Here is a 20968-nt window from a genome sequence, read left to right on the forward strand (position 1 = left end):
CCACGGCTCGGCCGCCACGTCCGGGACGCAACCGGCGCCGTCAGGCGCTGGCCAGGACCGCGGACACCAGGTCCTTCGCCTCGTCCTGGATGCGGGCCAGGTGGTCGGGGCCGTGGAAGGACTCGGCGTAGATCTTGTAGACGTCCTCGGTGCCGGAGGGGCGGGCGGCGAACCAGCCGCTCGCCGTGGTGACCTTGAGGCCGCCGATCGGCGCGCCGTTGCCGGGTGCGGCGGTGAGCGTCGCGGTGATCGGCTCACCGGCCAGTTCGGTCGCCGTCACCTGCTCCGGCGAGAGTTTGCCGAGCACGGCCTTCTGCTCCCGGGTGGCCGGAGCGTCGATCCGGGCGTACGCGGGCGCGCCGAAGCGGCCGGCCAGGTCGGCCCAGTGCTCGCTGGGCGTCCGGCCGGTGGTGGCGATGATCTCGGACGCGAGCAGGCAGAGCAGGATGCCGTCCTTGTCGGTGGTCCACGTGCCGCCGTCCCGCCGGAGGAAGGACGCGCCCGCGCTCTCCTCGCCACCGAAGCCGACCGCGCCGTCGAGCAGGCCGGGCACGAACCACTTGAAGCCGACCGGCACCTCCAGCAACGGACGCCCCAGGTCGGCGGCCACCCGGTCGATCATGGACGAGGACACCAGGGTCTTGCCGACCGCGGCGGCCGGACCCCACTGCTCCCGGGTGCGGAACAGGTGTGCGATGGCCACCGCCAGATAGTGGTTCGGGTTCATCAGGCCGCCGTCGGGGGTGACGATGCCGTGCCGGTCGGCGTCGGCGTCGTTGCCGGTGGAGACCTGGTAGTCGGATCGGGCGGCGATCAGCGACGCCATCGCGTTCGGCGACGAGCAGTCCATCCGGATCTTGCCGTCACCGTCGAGGGTCATGAACCGCCACGTCGGGTCGACCGTGGGGTTGACCACGGTGAGGTCGAGGCGGTGCCGCTCGGCGACCTCGCCCCAGTAGGCGACGCTGGCGCCGCCGAGCGGATCGGCGCCGATGCGGACCCCGGCCGCGCGGACCGCGTCGAGGTCGAGCGCCGCCGGCAGGTCGTCGACGTAGCGGGCGAGGAAGTCGTACGTGCCGGTGGTGTCGGCGGTGCGCGCCCGTGCGTACGGGATGCGCCGCACCTCCTTGAGCCCGGCGGCGAGGATCGCGTTCGCGCGGTCCTGGATCCACTTCGTCACGTCGGTGTCGGCCGGCCCGCCGTGGGTCGGGTTGTACTTGAATCCGCCGTCGTCCGGGGGGTTGTGCGACGGGGTGATGACGATGCCGTCGGCGAGGCCGCTGGTCCGCCCCCGGTTGTGGGTGAGGATGGCGTGCGAGACCGCCGGGGTCGGCGTGTAGCCGTCCCGGCTGTCGACGAGGACGGTGACCTCGTTGGCGGCGAGCACCTCCAGCGCGTCGACCGCGGCCGGGGCGGAGAGCGCGTGCGTGTCGCGGCCGAGGAACAGCGGGCCGTCCAGGCCGCGCTCCCGGCGGTAGTCGCAGAGCGCCTGGGTGACCGCGAGGATGTGGTCGGAGTTGAAGGCGTTGCGCAGCGACGAGCCCCGGTGCCCGGACGTGCCGAAGGAGACCTGCTGCGCCGGGTCCTCCGGGTCGGGATGCTCCGCGTAGTACGCGGTGACCAGCATCGGCACGTCGACCAGGTCGGACGGCTGGGCGGGCTGACCCGCGCGGGGATGCGTGCTCACGGTTCCACCTTCTGGCCCTTGCCGATGACGACGATGCCGTTGTCGGAGACGGTGTAGCGCTGCCGGTCCTTCTCCAGGTCCACGCCGATCTCGCAGCCCTCGGGCACGTAGACGTTCTTGTCGAGGATGGCCCGGCGGATCACGGCGTGCCGGCCGATCTCGACGCCCTCCATGAGCACCGCGCCGTCGACGTGCGCCCAGGAGTGGACCTTGACCTTGGGCGAGATCACCGAGTTCTCCACCAACGAGCCGGAGATCACCGCCCCCGGGGAGACCATCGACGCCACCGCCCGGCCGACCCGCTCGCCCCAGTGGTGCACGAACTTCGCCGGCGGGAAGGGGGGCTGCTGGCTGTAGATCGGCCAGTCGAAGTTGTAGAGGTTGAACACCGGGTGGACGTTGATCAGATCCATGTGGGCGTCGTAGAAGGAGTCGAGCGTCCCCACGTCCCGCCAGTAGCCGCGGTCCCGGTCGGTGCTGCCCGGCACCTCGTTGTCCTTGAAGTCGTAGACGTTCGCCTCGCCCCGCTCGACGAGCATCGGGATGATGCTGCCGCCCATGTCGTGCTTGCTGGTCCGGTCCTCCGCGTCCCGCTCCACCGCCTCGCAGAGGGCCTTGGTGGTGAAGACGTAGTTGCCCATCGAGGCGTAGATCTGGTCCGGCGCGTCGGGCAGGCCGACGGCGTCGGTGGGCTTCTCCCGGAAGGCGCGGATCCGGCGGCCGTCCTCGCCGACCTCGATGACGCCGAACTGGTCGGCCATCGACAGCGGCTGCCGGATCCCCGCCACGGTCACCCCGGCGCCGGAGGCGATGTGGTCCTCCACCATCTGCCGGGGGTCCATCCGGTAGATGTGGTCCGCGCCGAAGACGATCACGTAGTCGGGCTGCTCGTCATTGATCAGGTTGAAGCTCTGGTAGATCGCGTCGGCCGAGCCGGCGAACCACCACGGGCCGCGGCGCTGCTGGGCGGGCACCGGCGTCACGTAGTTGCCGAGCATGGTCGACATCCGCCAGGTCTGGGTGATGTGCCGGTCCAGCGAGTGGGACTTGTACTGGGTCAGCACCACGATCTTGAGAAACCCGGCGTTGGCCAGGTTGGAGAGGACGAAGTCGACCATGCGGTACATCCCGCCGAACGGGACGGCCGGCTTGGCCCGGTCCGTGGTGAGCGGCATCAGGCGCTTGCCCTCCCCACCCGCCAGGACGATCGCGAGCACCTTGGCAGCCATGTCACGACGCTATCGATCCGGCCGCCACTTCACCACTCGTACGGGCACAGTTCCGCACCCGGTGCGGCGTGGGTTTCTGCACTAGGGTGCCGGGCATGACCGACGTCCCGCGGATCCGCGTCGACCTGCTCACCCGCGAGTACCCGCCCGAGGTGTACGGCGGAGCCGGGGTCCACGTCGAGTACCTGGCCCGCGAGCTGCGCGCCCTCGCCGACGTACGGGTCCACTGCTTCGGCGCGCCGCGCACCGAGCCGGGCGTCACCGCGTACGCCGAACCGGCCGGCCTGGCCGGCGCGAACGCCGCGCTGCGCACGATGGGCGTGGACCTGGAGATGGCCGCGGGCTGCGCCGGCACCGACGTGGTGCACAGCCACACCTGGTACGCGAACCTCGCCGGGCACACGGCGAAGCTGCTGCACGGCGTGCCGCACGTGGTGACCGCGCACAGCCTGGAGCCGCTGCGCCCGTGGAAGGCCGAGCAGCTCGGCGGCGGGTACGCGCTGTCCTCGTGGTGCGAGCGGACGGCGGTGGAGTCGGCCGACGCCGTGATCGCGGTCAGCGCGGGGATGCGGCAGGACGTGCTGATGGCGTACCCGGCGGTGAACCCGGACCGGGTGCGGGTGGTCCACAACGGCATCGACACCGCGCAGTACGCCCCCGACCACGGCACCGACGTGGTCGACCGGCTCGGGATCGACCCGTCCCGACCCAGCGTCGTCTACGTCGGGCGGATCACCCGGCAGAAGGGCCTGCCGTACCTGCTGCGCGCCGCGCGGGAACTGCCCGCCGACACCCAGCTCGTGCTGCTCGCCGGCGCGCCCGACACGCCGGAGATCGCCGCCGAGGTGGAGAGCCTGGCCGCGGAGCTGCGGGCCAACCGCTCGGGCGTGGTGTGGGTGGCCGAGATGCTGCCCAAGCACGAGGTGATCCAGGTGCTGACCCACGCCACCGTCTTCGTGTGCCCGTCCGTCTACGAGCCGATGGGCATCGTCAACCTGGAGGCGATGGCCTGCGAGACGGCGGTGGTGGCCACGGCGACCGGCGGCATCCCGGAGGTCGTCGCCGACGGCGAGACCGGGCTGCTGGTGCCGATCGAGCAGGCCGGTGACGGGACGGGCCGGCCGCTGAACCCGGCGCGCTTCGTCGCCGACCTGGCCGCCGGGATCAACGAGGTGCTGGCCGACCCCGCGCGGGCCGCCGAGTTCGGGCGGGCGGGGCGACGGCGCGCCGTGGAGCACTTCTCCTGGGACACGGTCGCGCGGCGGACCGTGGAGGTGTACCGGTCGGTGGGCGCCGCCGGCTGACCCGAGCGCGAAGCGATCTCTCGCAGTAGGTTGACGGGGTGACTGGACGCTTCCCGATCGAAGACGTCTCCCCCGTCGTCTCGTGCGGTCGCTACCCGGCCAAGGCGGTCGTCGGCGAGCTGGTCCCGGTGTCGGCCCGCGCCTACCGTGAGGGGCACGACGCGCTGGGCTGCAACGTCGTCTGGCTCGGCCCGGACGGGCAGGCCCGGCCGTTCACCCGGATGGCCCCCGGGGAGCCGGGGCAGGACCGCTGGCATGCCACCATCCGGCCGGACACGGTCGGCGAGTGGACGTTCACCGTCGAGGCGTTCGCCGACCCGTACCTGACCTGGCAGAACGCGGTGACCAAGAAGATCGCCGCCGGGCAGGGCCCCGACGACCTGGCCAACGACCTGGCCGAGGGCGTCCGCGTGCTCACCGCCGCCGCCGAGCTGGTGCCCGCGGGCGACCGGGAGCGGGTGGCCGCCGCGGTCGCCGCGCTCGCCGATCCGGCGCCGCCGCTCCCCCGCCGGGTGGGTCCCGCGCTGGAGCTGGCCGACCTGCTGTGGGAGCACCCGGTCCGGGAGCTGGTCACCACCGGCGACGTGTACCGGCTCTGGGTCGACCGGAAGCGGGCGCTCTTCTCCGCCTGGTACGAGTTCTTCCCCCGCTCGGAGGGCGCGATCCCGGCCACCGTCGACGCGCCGGCCCGCTCCGGGACGTTCGCCACCGCCGCCGAACGCCTGCCGGGTGTCGCGGCGATGGGCTTCGACATCCTGTACCTGCCGCCGATCCACCCGATCGGCCGGATCAACCGCAAGGGCCCCAACAACACGCTCGTCGCCGGGCCGGACGACGTGGGCTCGCCGTGGGCCATCGGCGCCGCCGAGGGCGGCCACGACGCCATCCACCCCGACCTGGGTACGCCGGAGGACTTCCGGGACTTCGTCGCGGCCGCCGCCGAGGCGGGCCTGGAGGTGGCGATGGACCTGGCGTTGCAGTGCGCGCCGGACCACCCGTGGGTCACCGAGCACCCGGAGTGGTTCACCACCCGCGCCGACGGCACCATCGCGTACGCGGAGAACCCGCCGAAGAAGTACCAGGACATCTACCCGCTGAACTTCGACAACGACCCGGAGGGGATCCGCGCGGAGATCCTCCGGGTCGTGCTGCACTGGGTCGGCGAGGGCGTGAAGATCTTCCGGGTCGACAACCCGCACACCAAACCGGTGAACTTCTGGCACTGGCTGATCGCCGAGGTCAAGAAGGTCGACCCGGACGTGCTCTTCCTCGCCGAGGCGTTCACCCGGCCCGCCATGATGCACGGCCTAGGCAAGATCGGCTTCACCCAGTCGTACACGTACTTCACGTGGCGGACGTCGGCGGCGGAGATGCGCGCGTACTGCGAGGAGCTGGTGGCGGCGGTCGACTACATGCGACCGAACTTCTGGCCGAACACGCCGGACATCCTGCACGAGTCGCTCCAGCACGGCGGCCCGCCGATGTTCAAGATCCGGGCGGTGCTGGCCTCGCTGCTCTCCCCGTCCTGGGGCATGTACGCCGGCTACGAGCTGTTCGAGCACGTCGCCCGCCCGGGCGCGGAGGAGTACCTGGACAACGAGAAGTACGAGCTGCGCCCCCGGGACTGGGCCGGCGCGCAGGCGCAGGGGCGTTCGCTCGCCCCGTTCATCGCCACCCTCAACCGGATCCGGCAGGCCAACCCGGCCCTGCACCAGCTCCGCAACCTGGTGTTCCACGACATCGACAACCCGGCACTGCTCTGCTGGTCCAAGCGCGACGCCGACACCGGCAACACGGTGATCGTGGTCTGCTCCTTCGACTCGCACGGCGTGCAGTGGGGCAACACCACGCTGGACATGCCGGCGCTGGGCTTCGACTGGCACGAACGGTTCACCGTGCACGACGAGCTGACCGGGGCCAGCTACGACTGGGGTCAGCGCAACGCCGTCCGGCTCGACCCGTACCTGCAACCCGCACACGTGCTCACCGTGCGCCGCCCGGTCCCGCCCGCGCTGGCCCCACCGCCGGCCGCCGCACCGGCCGAGCTCACCGTCGAGGCGGTGCCCGACGACCTCTCCGGCGGCACCGCCCCCACTTCGAAGGACGAAGCCCGATGGACCAGCTGATCGCCGGCCACACCCACGATCCGCACGCGGTGCTCGGGGCCCACCCGGCCGACGGGCGCACCACGATCCGCACCCTGCGCCGCGGCGCCGGCGACGTCGCGGTCCTCGTCGACGGGGAGCGGCACCCGATGAAGCGGGTGCACGACGTGGGGGTCTTCGAGGCGGTCGTCCCCGGCGAGGTGCTCGACTACCGGGTCGAGGTCGACGGGCGGCCGCACGACGACCCGTACCGTTACCCGCCGACGATCGGTGAGCTGGACCTGCACCTGATCGGCGAGGGCCGGCACGAGCGGCTGTGGGAGGCGCTCGGCGCCCGGGTGTTCGACGAGGGCGTGGCGTTCAGCGTGTGGGCCCCCAACGCGCGCGGTGTCCGCGTCGTCGGGGACTTCACCGGCTGGTCCCCGGACGACGGCTGGCCGATGCGCTCGCTCGGCTCCAGCGGCGTGTGGGAGGTCTTCGTGCCGGGGGTCGGGGCCGGCGCCCGGTACAAGTACCGCATCCTGGGGCCCGACGGCCACTGGCGGGACAAGGCCGACCCCCTCGCGGCGTACGCGGAGGTGCCGCCGGCCACCGCGTCGGTGGTGCACCACTCGACGTACCAGTGGAACGACGCGGCCTGGCTGGAGCGGCGGGCCCGGCGAGCGCCGCACCAGGAGCCGATGAGCGTCTACGAGGTGCACCTCGGCTCGTGGCGGCCCGGTCTCGGCTACCGGGAGCTGGCCGACCAGCTGACCGCGTACGTGACCGAGCTGGGCTTCACGCACGTGGAGTTCCTGCCGGTGATGGAGCACCCGTTCGGCGGATCCTGGGGGTACCAGGTGACCGGCTACTACGCGCCCACCTCGCGCTTCGGCGACCCGGACGAGTTCCGCCACCTCGTCGACACGCTGCACGGCGCCGGCATCGGCGTGATCCTCGACTGGGTGCCGGCGCACTTCCCGCGCGACGAGTGGGCCCTCGGCCGGTTCGACGGCACCCCGCTGTACGAGCACCCCGACCCGCGCCGGGGCGAGCACCCCGACTGGGGCACGTACGTCTTCGACTTCGGCCGCCGCGAGGTGCGCAACTTCCTCGTGGCCAACGCCCTCTACTGGTGCGAGGAGTTCCACGTGGACGGGCTCCGCGTCGACGCGGTGGCCTCGATGCTCTACCTGGACTACTCGCGCCAGGAGGGCCAGTGGGTGCCGAACCGGTACGGCGGCCGGGAGAACCTGGAGGCGATCGCGTTCATGCAGGAGACGAACGCGACGGTCTACCGGCACCATCCCGGGGTGGTGATGATCGCCGAGGAATCCACGGCCTGGCCCGGCGTCACCCGGTCCACCGACAGCGGCGGGCTCGGCTTCGGGTTCAAGTGGAACATGGGCTGGATGCACGACACCCTGCTCTACACCTCGAAGGACCCGATCTACCGGCAGCACCACCACCATCAGCTCACGTTCTCCCTCGCGTACGCCTGGAGCGAGAACTACGTGCTGCCGATCAGCCACGACGAGGTGGTGCACGGCAAGGGTTCGCTCGCCGGGAAGATGCCGGGCGACACGTGGCAGCGGCTGGCGAACGTCCGGGCGCTGCTCGCGTACATGTGGGCGCACCCGGGCAAGCAGTTGCTCTTCATGGGTTGCGAGCTGGCCGACGACCGGGAGTGGAGCGAGGAGCGCGGCCTCGACTGGTACCTCCTGCACGACCCGGGCCGGGCCGGCGTCCAGCGGCTGGTCGGCGACCTCAACCGCGTCTACCGCGACACGCCCGCCCTGTGGGCGCAGGACACCGAGCCCGCCGGGTTCCGCTGGATCGCCGGGGACGACGTCGCCAACAACACCGTCTCGTTCATCCGGATCGCCCCGGACGGCGCGACGCTGGTCTGCGTGGCGAACTTCTCCGCGCTGCCGCTGGAGGGATACCGGGTCGGCCTGCCCGCCGGCGGGACGTGGAGCGAGGTGCTCAACACCGACGCCCACCACTACGGCGGGTCCGGTGTGGGCAACCTCGGGCAGGTACGCGCCGAGGACGTGCCGTGGCACGGGATGCCGGCGTCGGCGGCGCTCCGCGTACCCCCGCTCGGCGTCCTCTGGCTCCGCCCCGCCTGAGCGGCGTCGCCGAGGCCCGGCGGCGTCGGGTGACGTGATCCACTCGACTTCGGTGACGTCGCGGTATCGGTCCCAGCGGAAGGCCCCGACTTCAGGGAAGTCGAGTTGGCCTTCGGCTGTTGCGGGTCGGACGGTCACGCCGAGCACCCCGGCCGGCCTGCTTCGTCACGCTGCGTGGATAGTTTGGCCGTCGGGCGTAGATTGTCTGAACTTCCCCTGCCGCCCTGCCGTACCGCACATCGGATGCCGGCCACTTCCTGACGGACGAGGCGGAGGGAGCTTCGATGGCGTGGACGAGACGCACCAGCAGCAGGACGACGGTAACGGCCCGACAGCGCAAGATCGCCGGGATCGCCGCGATCGCGGTGACGACAGGGGCCGCGTTCGCCGTGGCCACCGGCGTCGGCCAGGCGGCGGAGAACTGCCAGGGCCTCGACACCGCCCTACGCAACAACCTCACGTTCATCGCCGGCCAGCGCCAGAACCCGGACGCCAACTCGGCGGCGCGGATCGCCAACCGGCAGGCGGTCGTCGACCTGCTCCAGCAGCGGCGGGCCGCCGCCGGCTGCACGGCCCAGGTGCAGGTCGCCGGCGCGGTGTGCCCGGAGGTGCCGTGGGACGTCGCGGTGGCGGCGCGGGCGAAGGAGGCGTGGGCGGCCACCGAGCGGTTACGCGCCGAACGGGCCGGCCGGATCGACGACCCACGGGCGACGGCCGCCCGGGTGCAGCAGGTGCGCGGTGCCGTCGACTCGATCGGCGGGATCGTGGACCAGGCGCGCGAGCGGGCCGCGCAGCGGGCGTCCGGGAAGGCGGCGGCGCGGGGCGGCGGGGCCGAGCAGGCCGCGGCGATCGTGGGCCAGATCGGCGGCCTGATCCAGCAGATCGCCCAGCTCGTCGAGGCGGCCCGGGCCGGCCAGGACGCGGGCGGGGACGCCGGCGCTGAGGCCGACCAGGACGCCGGAGCCGGCCAGGACGCGGGCGACGCCGGAGCCGGCGCGGACGCGGGCGACGCCGAGGCCGGCCAGGAGGCGGGCGACGCGGGAGCCGGTCAGGAGGCCGGAGCCGGCGACGCCGAGGCGGGGGCCGACGCGGGCCAGGACGACGCAGCCGGCGAGGACGCCGAGGCGGGCGCCGAGCAGGGCGTCGGAGCTGAGGAGGACGCCGGCGCCGAGCAGGAGGCCGGTGCCGAGCAGGACGTGGCGGACCAGATCGCGGCCCAGCTGGCGGAGGTGCGGGCCCTGCTCCAGGAGATCCAGGCGCTCGTGCAGGCGATCCAGCAGGCCCGCCAGGAAGCCGACGCGGGCAACGACGCCGAAGCCGGTGCGGAGGCCGGTGCGGGTGACGCCGAGGCCGGTGACGAGGCCGGCGCGGCTGGCGACGAGGCCGGTGCCGGTGACGCTGGCGCGGGTGACGTCGAGGACGGTGCGGGCGACGACGCCGAGGCGGACGCGAACGGCAACGGCGCTGCCAACCGCAACGGCAAGGCGAACGGCAAGGACAAGGCCGGCGCCGCCAACGCCAACGCCAACGGCAACGGCAACGGCAAGGCCGGCGGTGCCGCGGCTCCCGTCATGGTGGACGACCCCAGCCCGGCTGGCTGCCTGACCGACAACTGAGATCGACTCCATGCCGCCGGCATGGGGCTGCCACCGGGTGCCGGAAGGCGGGATGCCGGCGGCATGGAGACGACCACGCTCAGCGGGGCGCGGACCAGGACCGACCTGGCCCGCGCCCCGCCGCCGCCTGCACGGGCTCCGGCGATCCCCGGCCACACCGATGGCAATCGTGGACGGAATCGGCCCCCTGGAGGGCCGAACGAGGTCTCCGGATCGGTGGAAAGTTCGACGGGTCACGCCTCGTCACATCGGTCACTCGCCGTGACCCCGACCGGCACGCACTGCTGATCTTGTGGCCGCCGGCGTCCGCCACGCTGAACGATCCGCGTCCGCCGCCCGTACCGCTCACCGATGCCGGGCCGGGCGCCAACTGACGTCCCTGCGGGACGCGGGCGCCGGCGCGACGGACGTCAGACCAGGCCCGCGTCCCGCAGCAGCTTCCACAGGCCGGCGCCGTCCGGCGCGGAGAGCCACTTCTGCCCCATCGGGCCGGCCGACGAACTGTCGCCGGCCGGATGGGGCATGCTGCCGGCGAGGACCGACTGGGTGGGCGAGAGCCGCCGGATCGCCACCCCGGCCACGTTGTCCGGGTGGGCGGCGGCGAACTCCCGGTAGATCTCCTGGTCGTGCTGACCGTCGTCGCCGACCAGCAGCCACTTGACCTCGGGGAACTCACGGGCCAGCCGGGCCAGGGTGGCCCGCTTGTGCTCCCGGCCGCTGCGGAACCACCGGTCGGCGGTCGGGCCCCAATCGGTGAGCAGCAGCGGCCCGGCCGGGTAGAGGTGCCGGGACAGGAACCGGGTGAGGGTCGGCGCGACGTTCCACGCCCCGGTGGACAGGTAGAAGACGGGGGCACCGGGGTGGGCGGTCACCAGCCGCTCGTAGAGCACGGCCATCCCCGGCACCGCCGCGCGGGCGTGCTCGTCCAGGACGAACGTGTTCCAGGCGGCGAGCAGCGGCCGGGGCAGCGCGGTGACCATCACCGTGTCGTCGATGTCGGACAGGATGCCGAAGCGCACCTGCGGGTCGAGGATGCGCACCGGCGCCTCGACGGGCTCCGCGTCAGGCACGGTGATCCGTACCGAGCCCCAGCCCGGGGGCAGGTCGGCCTCGACCACGGTGTCGACGAAGCCGCTGCGGTCGGTGCGGGTCTCGTGCCGCTTCCCACCCGACTCGATGGTCACGGTGACGTACTTCGCCGGCAGGGTGGTGAAGCTGCGCCAGCCCCGGACCTTCTCCAGCCGGCCCCGCTGCCTAGTGTCCGGCCGTCCCAGCAGCACCCGGCACATCACGCGTACCCAACCGGGCGCGCCGTAGCCCGTGTAGGCGACGATGTTGGTCCGCCAGCCGGTCCGCCGCAGGCGGCGCTCGACCAGGTGGTGGACGGCGTCCTCGATCCGTGCGGCCCGGTGCAATTGGGGTACGGCCAGCTGGCCGGCGGCAGTGGGTGGCACGCTGCAACCCTGCCACAACCGGCGTAGGTCGGCCATGCGAGCGATCCAGCCCGGCCCGCGCCCCGCCCCTCCGCTGTCCCGAACCGGCCCGGCCCGCCGGTACCACGTGACAGACTCCGGTCGGGACGACGACGGGGGCCTTGGTCGTGTCGCAACCTGTGCACGGTGGGCGTCGGCGCCCGCGGCTGGACCGGCCGGCGCTGGTCGCGCTGGTGCTCGGGGCGGCCGGCGTCGCGTACCGACTGGTCCTCACGCTGCACACCATCCCGGTGTCGAACAGCGACGAGGCCACCTTCGGGCTCGCCGCCCTGCACATCGCCGAGGGCCGGGAACACCCCGTCTTCCTGTACGGGCAGCGCTACATGGGGATGCTGGAGGCGTACCTGGCCGCACCCCTGGTCGCCCTCGCCGGGCCGAGCTGGCCGGTGCTGCGGCTACCCCTGCTGGTGCTGTACGCGCTGTTCCTCTGGCTGATCCACCGGCTGACCCGGCGGATCGCGTCGCCGTGGCTCGCCACGCTGGTCGTGGGGTTGCTGGCGCTCGGCTCCGAGCGGGTGGTGCGGGACCAGCTGACCGTGGTGGGCGGCCGACCGGAGACGAAGGTGGCGGTGGTGGTGATGCTGCTGGTGGCCGTGGGGCTGGCCCGGGACACCATCCGGCACCGCCGGCTCGCCGCCGGCCTCTTCGGTCTGCTGGCCGGGCTCGCCGTCTGGTCCGACTGGCTGAGCCTGCCGTACGTGGGCGCCGCCGCCCTCGCGCTGCTCTGGGTGGCCCGCCGCGAGCTGCTCGGCTGGGCGGGCGCGCTGCTGGTGGCCGGGTTCGCGCTCGGGATCGCCCCGATGGTCCGGGACAATCTGGTCGCCCCACCGGGCCAGGACTCGGTGTCGGTGCTCCGCGAGATCAGCAGCCGCGCCGGACCGGCCCCGCCCTGGTCACAGCGGATCTCCGGGGGTGTGCTGGAGGGCGTTCCGCTCGCCATGGGGCTCTGCCCGGTCGACGGCTGCGCCCACTGGCAGGGCTGGTTCGGGCTGCTCTACCCGGTGCTGCTGGTGGTCGCCTCCGTGGCCGCGCTCGTCGCGTACCGTCGGGCCTCCGGCCGGGCCGCGCGGGTCGGCCCGGTCGTGCACCTCGCGCTGGTCGTGGGCGCGGCGTTGACCCTGCTGTCGTACGCCCGCAGCCCGCACTCCGTCTCCGATCCGCTGGGCAACGCGCGCTACCTGGCGGTGCTGCAACTGTCCCTGCCGGCGGTGCTGTGGCCGCTGTGGCGGGCGGCGGTGGCCGCGTGGCGGGGAACGACCGGTGTGGCCGGCCGGCTGACGGGCGCTGTCGCCACGGCGGCCCTGGCCGCCTTCGCGGCGACCAGCCTGGTGGTCACCCTGCTGTTCGCGACCACCGGCACGGGGGTCTCCCGGACCGAGGAGCGGGCCGCCCGCGACCTGGCCGACGCCCTGCGCGCGACGGGCCCGCGGGAGGTGTACGGGGACTACTGGACGTGCAACCGCCTGATCTTCAACACGGGCGAGGAGGTCGTCTGCGGGGTCCTCGACGACGCGTTCAGCCCGGGCCAGAACCGGTACCCGGCGTACTGGAAACGCGTCGCGGCGGCCGACCGCCCGGGGTACGTGGTGGAGGCCGGCTCGACGCTGGAGCGGCGGTTGCGCCGGCTGCTGCGGGACCGGGCCGACGCGGCGCTCGTCGCCGACGTCGGCGGGTATCGCGTGTACCACCCGGAGACGCCGGTCCGGCCCTGGCGGTAGGGCGGGACGTACCCTGGCCTCCTCCGGTGCGCGGGCACCGGGAGCGAGGAGTTCCCCCGATGCTCATCCTGCTGCCGCCCTCGGAGGGCAAGGCCGACGCCGGCACCGGCCGGCGGCTCGACCTCTCCCGCCTCTCGCTGCCGGAGCTGACCCCGGCCCGCGAGGAGGTCGTGGCGGCGCTGGCCGCCGTGTCCGCCGGCGACGAGGAGGCGGCCCTGGCCGCGCTCGGGTTGAGCCCGGGCCAGCGGGGCGAACTGCGCCGCAACGCCCGGCTGCGGGAGGCGGCGACCGCGCCGGCCGAGCGCCTCTACACCGGGGTGCTCTACGAGGCCCTCGACCTCGCCACCCTGCCGCCGGCCGCGGTACGCGCCGCCCGCCGGACGGTCCTGATCAGTTCCGGCCTGTGGGGCGCGGTCCGTCTCACCGACCGGATCCCGCCGTACCGCTGCCCGGTCGGGGCGAAGCTGCCTGGGATCGGGGCGCTGTCGGCGTACTGGCGGCGGGCGCTGGCGCCGGTGCTGGCCGCGGCGGCCGGCGACGGGCCGGTGCTAGACCTGCGCTCGGGCGCGTACGCGGCGACCTGGACCCCGCGCGGGCCGGTCGCGGACCGGACCGTGACCGTCCGGGTGCTGCACGAGCGGGAGGTCGACGGCGTGCCGGTCCGGTCGGTGGTCAGCCATTTCAACAAGGCCACCAAGGGTCGCCTCGTGCGGGACCTGCTGACCGCCGGGGCCCGGCCGCGCACCGCCGACGGGCTGGTAGCCGCGCTGCGGGACCTCAAGTACGCGGTGGTGGAGCAGCCGTCGCCGACCGGCCGCCCGCGCACCGTCGACGTCGTCGTCACCGAGTTGTAGCGAAGTCCACCCGCAAGATTTCCTCAAAGCTCGGCCGGATGTGTTCCGCCGGGGGCAGGCAGCGGCCACGGTAGGGGAACCCCGACGCCGCCCGAAGGAGTCCCAGGTGGAACCCATCCTGCTCGACCGGCCCCGGCCGCCGTCGATTTCGCCACCGCTGGACTGGCTGACGCTGGCCGCCGCGTTCGAGGCCGCCTGCCTCCTGCGCTGCGTGACCCCGCCAGCGATGGTCGGGACCAGGCGGACCACGCCCGTGTACCGGCCCGGGATCGTGGAGTTCAACCGCGAGGACGCCGCCCTGCGGATGCGTCAGCTGCTCGACCGGCTCGACGTACCGGTCACGCACGAACGTGCCGTCGGCGGTCTGCGCCGTCGCTACGAGCTGCACCGGCTGACCGTGCCGGTGGCGCGGCGGCACGCGTACGCGACCGCGCTGGAGGCCGGCTGGCGGCAGGGGCGGCGCGAACTGCTCGGCGGGCCAGTACCCGGCGCGTCCGCCGCACGGCGCGTGTGGCGGCCCCGCCTCGCCGCGGCGGCCTGGCGCGCCGCGCTGCTGGCCGGCGGCCGGCACGTACGCCGGCACATCCTCGGGGTCCGGCTCACCGACCGGGATCTGGCCGCGGTCCTCGTCCGGGGTGCCGCCCTGCTGGACGTCCCGGCGCTGCTGCGCCCCGGTACCGGCTGCTTCCTGGTCAGCGTCGCGCACGGCCCGGACCGGGACCGCATCCTGGAGGCCGCCGAGCTGGGCGCCCCCCGCGAGGCGGACTGACGGGCCGCATCGGGGCGAACCGGGCGGGCCCGCTTGCGGTCGACCGCCCGGACGGCGCACAGTGCAGCCCGTGAACGCACGTGTCCGCCGAGCCGCCGCGGCGCTGCTGGCCCTGGTGCTGGCGGCCGCGCTGCCCGCCGGATGCCGGGAGGACGCCGGCCCGCCGCTGCAGATCCGCATCGCCACCGGCAGCCCCACCGCCGTGTACCACGCCTTCGGTCAGTCGCTGGCCACGATCCTGAACCGGGAGCTGCCGAACGTCCACGCCAGTGTGGTGGTGACCCCAGCGTCGGCGGAGAACGTCCGGCGCGTCAGCGCCGGCTCGGCCGAGCTGGGCTTCACCCAGGCCGACGTGCTGCCCGCCGCGCCGGGCGCGGACCCGTCGGTGGCCGCGGTCGCCCGGGTGTACGACGACCTGCTGCACCTCGTCACCAACGCGGCCGGCGGGATCCGCACGATCGGCGACCTGCGCGGCCGGCGGGTGTCGGTGGGCGCGCCGGGTTCCGGCACCGAGATCACCGCGTCCCGGCTGCTCGACGTCGCCCGGCTGGGCGGCGAGGGCGTACGCCGGGAGCGGCTGGGCCTGGACGACTCGGTCGCCGCGCTGCGCGCGGGTCAGATCGACGCCTTCTTCTTCTCCGGCGGCCTCCCCGTCCGGGGCGTGGCCGAGCTGGCCCGCGACCGGCACGTCCGGATCGTCGACCTCGGCGCGTGGACCGAGCCGCTGCGTGCCCGCCACCCCGGCGTCTACGTCTCCCGGGACATCCCACGCTCGGTGTACGGGGTGGAGCCGGTCACGACCGTCGCCAACCCGAACTTCCTGATCGTCCGCGCCGACCTGCCGGAGGGGCTGGTCCGGGAGGTGACCCGGCTGCTCATGGAGCGGCGGGAGGAACTGGCCGCGGCCCACCCGGCCGCCGGCCGGATGAGCCCCCGCTCGGCCATCACCACCGCTCCCCTACCCCTGCATCCGGGTGCCGCCGCCTGGTACCGCGCCACGAAGCCCTAGGGCCTTTCAGGATTTTCAGGGGCTGTCCACCACCGGCTACTCAGCGCAGGGTGAGCGGGGTCGCGGATCCGATACGGGTCAGCTTCTCCGGGTTGCGGACGTAGTAGAGGCCGGTGATGCGGGCGTCCTCGACGCGGATCGCCATGACGCCGTCGATCTCGCCGTCGAGGCGTACGAGGAGTGCCGGGTTGCCGTTGACCACGGTCGGTTCAGCGGTCAGCGTGCCGTCGACCTTGCGCAGCCCACCGACGAACATGCGGACCACCTTCTCGGCGCCGGTGACCGGCCGCAGCGCGGCCTGCTTGACGCCACCGCCGTCGCCCACGAGGACGACCTCGGGGGCGAGCACGTCGAGGAGCCCCTGGAGGTCCCCCGTTTCGAGCGCGCGCTGGAACGACTCCAGAGCCGCCCGGGTCTCACTCGCCGAGACCACCTCGCGCGGGCGGCGGGCATCGACGTGCTGGCGGGCGCGGTGCGCGATCTGGCGGACGGCCGCGGGGCTCTTGTCGACGGCGGTGGCGATCTCGTCGTAGCCGAGGTCGAAGACCTCGCGCAGCACGAAGACGGCGCGCTCGGTCGGCGACAGCGTCTCGAGGACGAGCATCAGCGCCATCGACACACTCTCGGCGAGTTCGACGTCCTCGGCCACGTCCGGCGTGGTGAGCAACGGCTCGGGCAGCCAGGGGCCGACATACGCCTCCTTGCGGCGTTTTATCGTGCGTAGGCGGTTGAGCGACTGCCGGGTCGTGATCCGGACCAGGTAGGCGCGCTGGTCACGCACCTGCTCCAGGTCGACCGTGACCCACCGCAGCCAGGTTTCCTGGAGGACGTCTTCGGCGTCGGCCGCCGATCCGAGCATCTCGTACGCGACGGTGAAGAGCAGGTTGCGGTGGGCGAGGAAGGTCTCGGTCGCCGCGTTGGCGTGGTCGTTCATGTCCCTCTCCGCCGCGGCCGGCCCCTGGTCAGCGCCGGCATTCACGCGTGCATCCACAGCAGGATCCTCTTTCGTTGGCTGCCGTCCGATCCGACCCGGGCCGCTCGTTCAGCGGGTGGCCGACAGCTCGCCTCGCGTGGCCCGTAGCAGGCGACCACATCGGTGTTCCCAGTCATGGTGTCTCCTTCGTGCTAAGGGTTCGGCCATCCGACACCGCGGGACCGATCGTTGTGACACCTGCGGGGCGGATCACTCCGACACCGCAGGCTGGGCACGCGGAGTCGGCGGTCAGGCGGTGAAGGACTCGGGGCCGAAGCGGCCCCACGCGATGAACGCCGCGAGAGCCAGGTAGATCAGGTTCAGCAGCACGAACCTGGGTGAGCCGTGTCGGACGTGGGTGATCATCGCGCCGACCATCAGCAGGACCCAGCAGACGGCGGTCACCGGCACCAGAACCGGTGCGATGTCGACCACGGCGGGCAGGATCAGGCCGACCGCGGCCAGGATTTCAAGGACCCCGAGGGTCCGGACGAAGCCGACGCTGGCGTGTGCGGTCCATTCCCCGCCCGGGGTCCCGGCCAGCTTCTCCTTGGGTACGAATGTCTTGCTGATGCCACCGGCCAGGGCGACCACGGCGAGCAGTCCGGCGGCGATCCACAGTGCGAGGTTCATGAGGCCTTCCTTCGTTCCTGGGGTTCGGCCTCAAGGCACCGCGTGGTCGATCGTTGTGACAGCGCGTGAGGCAGGTCACTCCACGGGCGCGGGCTCGGCGTGCGGAGCCCCGCCGCGGGGATGCGCGCCACCGCCGTGCGGTCCGGTGCCCGCCGGCCGGAGCCCGGTCCTAGCGTTCGTCGGTGCACGAAGGCGTATCGGCGGGCGCGGGGAACCATAGGGTGGCGGCCAGGCCGCGCGGCGAGTTCGCGCGCATGGTGAGCCGACCGTCGGAGGCGTCCACGAGGACCGCGACGATGGTCAGGCCCAGCCCGGCGCCGTCGACGTTCTGCACCTCCGGCGCCCGCCAGAACCGCTCGGTCGCCTGGTCGAGCTGGCTCGCCGTCATGCCGGGCCCGGTGTCGCGTACCTCCAGGCTCGTCCCGCCGTCGCGGTGCCGGACCTCCACCGTGACCTCGCCCCCGGCGCCGCTGAACTTCACCGCGTTGTCGATGAGCGCGTCCAGCGCCTGGTCGACCGCGGTCGGCACGGTCCGGGCGTACGCCGGGGCGTCGCCCGCCGCGAGGCGCAGCGTGACCGACCGGCGGCGGGCGAGCGGCGCCCACGCCGCGACCCGGCTGGCGGCGATCGCCGCCGCGTCGACGGTGACCCGCAGGTTCTCGGTGCGCTCGGCCCGGGCCAGGGTGAGCAGCGCGTCCAGGACGAGGGCCAGCCGGTCGGTCTCCTCCAGCGCCAGCCGGTGCTCGGCGCGGCCCTCCGGATCGGTGAGGGCGACCCCCAGCTCCTCCACCCGCAGCCGCAGCGCCGTCAGCGGGTTGCGGAGCTGGTGGCTGGCGTGCGCCACGAACGCCCGCTGCCGGTCCATCACGTCCGAGACCGCGTCGGCCATGTTGTTGAAGCTCGCCGCCAGCCGGCGCAGCTCCGGCGGCCCGAGCCGGTGCTGCACCCGGGCGCTCCGGTCCCCCTCGGCGATCTCGTGGGTCACCACGTCCAGCTCGGTGACCGGGCGCAGGACCCACCCGGCCAGCCCGAACGCGGTCAGCACGCAGGCCAGCACGGCGAGCAGGCCGGCCCCGGCGAGCACCAGCCACCAGGTGGTGACGGTCCGGCGGACCGTGGCGACGGAGGTGGTGGTCACCACCGCGCCCAGCACCTCACCACCGTCGTTGATCGGGACCGCGACGACGATCCGGCCGTCCGTCCACGGCCACACCGACTCCGGCCCGCTGGCCTGCTGGCCGGAGAGGGCCACGTCGAGGGCCGCCCGGGTGCCCGGCGCGGCACGCCAGCTCTCCGACGCCACGACCGTGCGCCGGTCACGGTCCACGACGGCGGCGCCGATGCCGTACAGCTCGTCGTAGCTGTCCAGCTCGTTGTCGAGCGGGCCGGGGACGCCGCCGCGCAGCGCCGGCCCGGCCAGCGAGGCGAAGCGCGTGGCGTCGGCGAGCCGGTCCGCGCGGACCCGCTCGGTCTCCCGGCTGGCCAGGGTCGCCGCCAGCGGCGTCTCCAGGGCGATCAGGACCAGCACCATCAGCAGCAGGTAGCTGATCACCAGACGGCGTCGCACCGCGCCTCACTCGCCGCGCAGCCGGTAGCCGACCCCGCGTACGGTCTCGACCAGGCGGGGATCGCCGAGCTTGCCGCGCAGCGAACCCACGTGCACCTCGACGGTGTGCCGGTCGGCCCAGGTGGTGCCCCAGGCGTCCAGCAGGATCCGGTCGCGCGGCACCGCCACCCCCGGCTGCCGGGCCAGGGAGAGCAGCACGTCGAACTCCTTGCGGGTCAGCGCCACCTCCCGGCCGTCGACGCGGACGGTCCGGGCCGCCACGTCGATGCGGACCGGCCCGACCTCGATCAGGTTCCGCTCCGGGGCCGCGTGCGCCGCGCGCCGCAGCACCGCCTCGATCCGGGCCTGCAGCTCCACCATCGAGAACGGCTTGACCACGTAGTCGTCGGCGCCGAGGCGCAGCCCGAGCACCCGGTCCCGCTCCTCCCCGCGGGCCGTCACCGCGATGATCCCGAGTTGGCTGCTGCGCCGGCGCAGCTCGCGGCACAGGTCGGTGCCGTCCCCGTCGGGCAGGGTGAGGTCGAGCAGCACCAGGTCGCAGGGGGCGGCGGAGAGCGCGGCGGCGACCGTCGCCGCGTGCTCCACCTCGTAGCCCCGCCGGGTGAGCGCGGCGGAGAGCGCGGCAGCCACCCGGCGGTCGTCCTCGACCAGCAGGATGCGCACCCGCGTGCCCCCAATCGTCTCCGTCGCCGACCACGAATGGTGACAGATGGCGGCGACGAGCGGGAGGGCCGGTCCGACAGCGTCGTAGGCTGCCGGGGTGATCTACAAGCTGCTCGCCACCACCGAGTGGGACGACGCGCTCGCGGCCGGGCATTTCGCCGGTACCGCCCTGGACCATCAGGACGGGTTCGTCCACCTGTCCGGACCGGACCAGGTGGTCGAGACGGCCCGGCGGCACTTCACCGGCGCCACCGGCCTCACCCTGCTGACCGTCGACCCGAGCCGGCTGGGCGGGCGGCTGCGCTGGGAGCCGTCCCGTGGCAGCCAACTCTTCCCGCACCTGTACGGTCCGCTGCCGGTCACCGCGGTGGTGGCCGCGGCGGCGCTGCCGGCGGACGTCCCGGTCGCCGACGCGGTGGCGGCGCTGGTCGGGTAGGGCCTGCGCTCCACAGGTGTGTAGCAGGTCCTGGCGGATCGATATGCTACGCCGAGTCCGTCCGCCCGGATCGTGACGTTCCGGGCGGAGCCGGTTGACGGCGTCCCGGACGGCTGCGGCTGGCGGCCCCGGGCGATCCCCGACGTGGCGCGACGCCGCGCCCCGAGACCGATGCGAGATGACATGACTGACACCAACGACCGGCCGCCGGTCTTCGTCCACCCCAGCGCCGACGTGGAGTCCGGCGCCAAGGTCGGTGACGGCACGAAGGTCTGGCACCTGGCCCACATCCGGTCCACCGCCCAGGTGGGCGCGGGCTGCGTCATCGGCCGCAACGTGTACGTCGACGCCGGGGTGACGGTCGGCGACCTCGTGAAGATCCAGAACAACGTCTCGGTGTACCAGGGCGTGACGATCGAGGACGAGGTCTTCGTCGGCCCGTGCGCGGTCTTCACCAACGACTTCCGGCCCCGCGCGCAGAACCCGGACTGGACGATCACCCCGACCATGATCCGCCGGGGCGCCTCCATCGGCGCCAACGCGACCCTGGTCTGCGGCATCGAGGTCGGCGAGTACGCCATGATCGCCGCCGGCTCCGTGGTGACCAAGGACGTCAAGCCGTACCAGCTGGTGGTCGGGAACCCGGCCCGCCCGAGGGGCTGGGTCAACGCCAAGGGTGAGGTGGTCTCCCGCGACGTGGACAACCCGCCGGCCGGTCTCGCCGAGGGCTGAGCCGTGTCTCGCAGTCCCGGGCTGTGACGCCGAGACACGGCCTGACGTGACGCGTACGCGAACGGGCCC

17 protein-coding genes are annotated in these 20968 nt (G+C 73.5%); 10 read left to right on the forward strand and 7 right to left on the reverse strand.

What is annotated here, in order from left to right; all coding sequences use genetic code 11:
* Positions 1-40: 40 nt before the first annotated feature.
* Both pgm and glgC read right to left on the reverse strand, forming a co-directional pair.
* Positions 41-1687, reverse strand: coding sequence for a phosphoglucomutase (alpha-D-glucose-1,6-bisphosphate-dependent) (gene pgm, locus HCJ94_RS11575; protein WP_168000987.1), 1647 nt, complete (start codon positions 1685-1687; stop codon positions 41-43).
* Positions 1684-2916: a glucose-1-phosphate adenylyltransferase gene (glgC, locus tag HCJ94_RS11580; protein ID WP_168000988.1), complete on the reverse strand. Its 1233-nt coding sequence runs from the start codon at positions 2914-2916 to the stop codon at positions 1684-1686. Before glgC ends, pgm begins: the two co-directional genes overlap by 4 nt.
* Before the next feature lie 95 nt (positions 2917-3011).
* Between glgC and glgA the strand changes: the two genes are divergently transcribed.
* From glgA to HCJ94_RS29605, 4 genes are all read left to right on the forward strand, one after another.
* Complete coding sequence (glgA, locus tag HCJ94_RS11585; RefSeq protein WP_168000989.1) at positions 3012-4220, forward strand: glycogen synthase; 1209 nt, start codon at positions 3012-3014, stop codon at positions 4218-4220.
* A 38-nt stretch (positions 4221-4258) separates the two neighbouring features.
* Positions 4259-6346 (forward strand): alpha-1,4-glucan--maltose-1-phosphate maltosyltransferase, encoded by a 2088-nt coding sequence (locus HCJ94_RS11590; RefSeq protein ID WP_168000990.1) that lies wholly within the window; start codon positions 4259-4261, stop codon positions 6344-6346.
* Entirely contained in the window at positions 6334-8436 is a 2103-nt protein-coding gene (gene glgB, locus HCJ94_RS11595; protein ID WP_168000991.1) for a 1,4-alpha-glucan branching protein GlgB, read from the forward strand. Before HCJ94_RS11590 ends, glgB begins: the two co-directional genes overlap by 13 nt.
* Before the next feature lie 284 nt (positions 8437-8720).
* The gene (locus HCJ94_RS29605; RefSeq protein WP_205801078.1) at positions 8721-10052 is read left to right on the forward strand and encodes a hypothetical protein; all 1332 of its coding nucleotides are present in this window, start codon (positions 8721-8723) and stop codon (positions 10050-10052) included.
* Positions 10053-10462: 410 nt separating this feature from the next.
* Here HCJ94_RS29605 and HCJ94_RS11605 read toward each other — a convergent pair whose 3' ends face one another.
* The gene (locus tag HCJ94_RS11605) at positions 10463-11542 is read right to left on the reverse strand and encodes an App1 family protein phosphatidate phosphatase (RefSeq protein WP_168000992.1); all 1080 of its coding nucleotides are present in this window, start codon (positions 11540-11542) and stop codon (positions 10463-10465) included.
* Positions 11543-11652: 110 nt separating this feature from the next.
* Between HCJ94_RS11605 and HCJ94_RS11610 the strand changes: the two genes are divergently transcribed.
* The 4 genes from HCJ94_RS11610 to HCJ94_RS11625 all read left to right on the forward strand — a co-directional run bounded on the left by HCJ94_RS11610 (position 11653) and on the right by HCJ94_RS11625 (position 15895).
* Complete coding sequence (locus HCJ94_RS11610; protein WP_168000993.1) at positions 11653-13263, forward strand: hypothetical protein; 1611 nt, start codon at positions 11653-11655, stop codon at positions 13261-13263.
* A gap of 59 nt (positions 13264-13322) precedes the next feature.
* The gene (yaaA, locus tag HCJ94_RS11615; protein ID WP_168000994.1) at positions 13323-14117 is read left to right on the forward strand and encodes a peroxide stress protein YaaA; all 795 of its coding nucleotides are present in this window, start codon (positions 13323-13325) and stop codon (positions 14115-14117) included.
* Positions 14118-14223: 106 nt separating this feature from the next.
* Complete coding sequence (locus HCJ94_RS11620) at positions 14224-14886, forward strand: hypothetical protein (protein ID WP_168000995.1); 663 nt, start codon at positions 14224-14226, stop codon at positions 14884-14886.
* 70 nt (positions 14887-14956) lie between these two features.
* Complete coding sequence (locus HCJ94_RS11625) at positions 14957-15895, forward strand: TAXI family TRAP transporter solute-binding subunit (RefSeq protein WP_309227225.1); 939 nt, start codon at positions 14957-14959, stop codon at positions 15893-15895.
* A gap of 40 nt (positions 15896-15935) precedes the next feature.
* Here HCJ94_RS11625 and HCJ94_RS11630 read toward each other — a convergent pair whose 3' ends face one another.
* The 4 genes from HCJ94_RS11630 to HCJ94_RS11645 form a co-directional block, all read right to left on the reverse strand.
* Positions 15936-16829 carry an RNA polymerase sigma-70 factor gene (locus HCJ94_RS11630; RefSeq protein WP_168000997.1) on the reverse strand — a complete coding sequence of 298 codons (894 nt, stop codon included), beginning with the start codon at positions 16827-16829 and terminating at the stop codon, positions 15936-15938.
* 288 nt (positions 16830-17117) lie between these two features.
* On the reverse strand, positions 17118-17501 hold the full coding sequence (locus tag HCJ94_RS11635; protein ID WP_168000998.1) for a DoxX family protein: 384 nt from the start codon (positions 17499-17501) through the stop codon (positions 17118-17120).
* Positions 17502-17670: 169 nt separating this feature from the next.
* Positions 17671-19068: a sensor histidine kinase gene (locus tag HCJ94_RS11640; RefSeq protein ID WP_168000999.1), complete on the reverse strand. Its 1398-nt coding sequence runs from the start codon at positions 19066-19068 to the stop codon at positions 17671-17673.
* A 6-nt stretch (positions 19069-19074) separates the two neighbouring features.
* Positions 19075-19731 carry a response regulator transcription factor gene (locus HCJ94_RS11645; protein ID WP_168001000.1) on the reverse strand — a complete coding sequence of 219 codons (657 nt, stop codon included), beginning with the start codon at positions 19729-19731 and terminating at the stop codon, positions 19075-19077.
* 97 nt (positions 19732-19828) lie between these two features.
* Between HCJ94_RS11645 and HCJ94_RS11650 the strand changes: the two genes are divergently transcribed.
* Complete coding sequence (locus HCJ94_RS11650; protein WP_168001001.1) at positions 19829-20167, forward strand: DUF952 domain-containing protein; 339 nt, start codon at positions 19829-19831, stop codon at positions 20165-20167.
* Positions 20168-20350: 183 nt separating this feature from the next.
* The gene (locus HCJ94_RS11655; RefSeq protein ID WP_168001002.1) at positions 20351-20899 is read left to right on the forward strand and encodes an acyltransferase; all 549 of its coding nucleotides are present in this window, start codon (positions 20351-20353) and stop codon (positions 20897-20899) included.
* Positions 20900-20968: the final 69 nt, after the last annotated feature.

The sequence above is a fragment of the Micromonospora thermarum genome, from assembly GCF_012034245.1.
GTDB classification, from domain to species: domain Bacteria; phylum Actinomycetota; class Actinomycetes; order Mycobacteriales; family Micromonosporaceae; genus Micromonospora; species Micromonospora thermarum.

Excerpts from the sequence above, each read along its gene's own strand:
- glgC (WP_168000988.1), bottom strand. The coding sequence starts at position 2,916 with ATGGCTGCCAAGGTGCTCGCGATCGTCCTGGCGGGTGGGGAGGGCAAG.
- glgA (WP_168000989.1), top strand. The coding sequence starts at position 3,012 with ATGACCGACGTCCCGCGGATCCGCGTCGACCTGCTCACCCGCGAGTAC.
- glgB (WP_168000991.1), top strand. The coding sequence starts at position 6,334 with ATGGACCAGCTGATCGCCGGCCACACCCACGATCCGCACGCGGTGCTC.
- HCJ94_RS29605 (WP_205801078.1), top strand. The coding sequence starts at position 8,721 with ATGGCGTGGACGAGACGCACCAGCAGCAGGACGACGGTAACGGCCCGA.
- HCJ94_RS11605 (WP_168000992.1), bottom strand. The coding sequence starts at position 11,542 with ATGGCCGACCTACGCCGGTTGTGGCAGGGTTGCAGCGTGCCACCCACT.
- yaaA (WP_168000994.1), top strand. The coding sequence starts at position 13,323 with ATGCTCATCCTGCTGCCGCCCTCGGAGGGCAAGGCCGACGCCGGCACC.
- HCJ94_RS11630 (WP_168000997.1), bottom strand. The coding sequence starts at position 16,829 with ATGAACGACCACGCCAACGCGGCGACCGAGACCTTCCTCGCCCACCGC.
- HCJ94_RS11635 (WP_168000998.1), bottom strand. The coding sequence starts at position 17,501 with ATGAACCTCGCACTGTGGATCGCCGCCGGACTGCTCGCCGTGGTCGCC.
- HCJ94_RS11655 (WP_168001002.1), top strand. The coding sequence starts at position 20,351 with ATGACTGACACCAACGACCGGCCGCCGGTCTTCGTCCACCCCAGCGCC.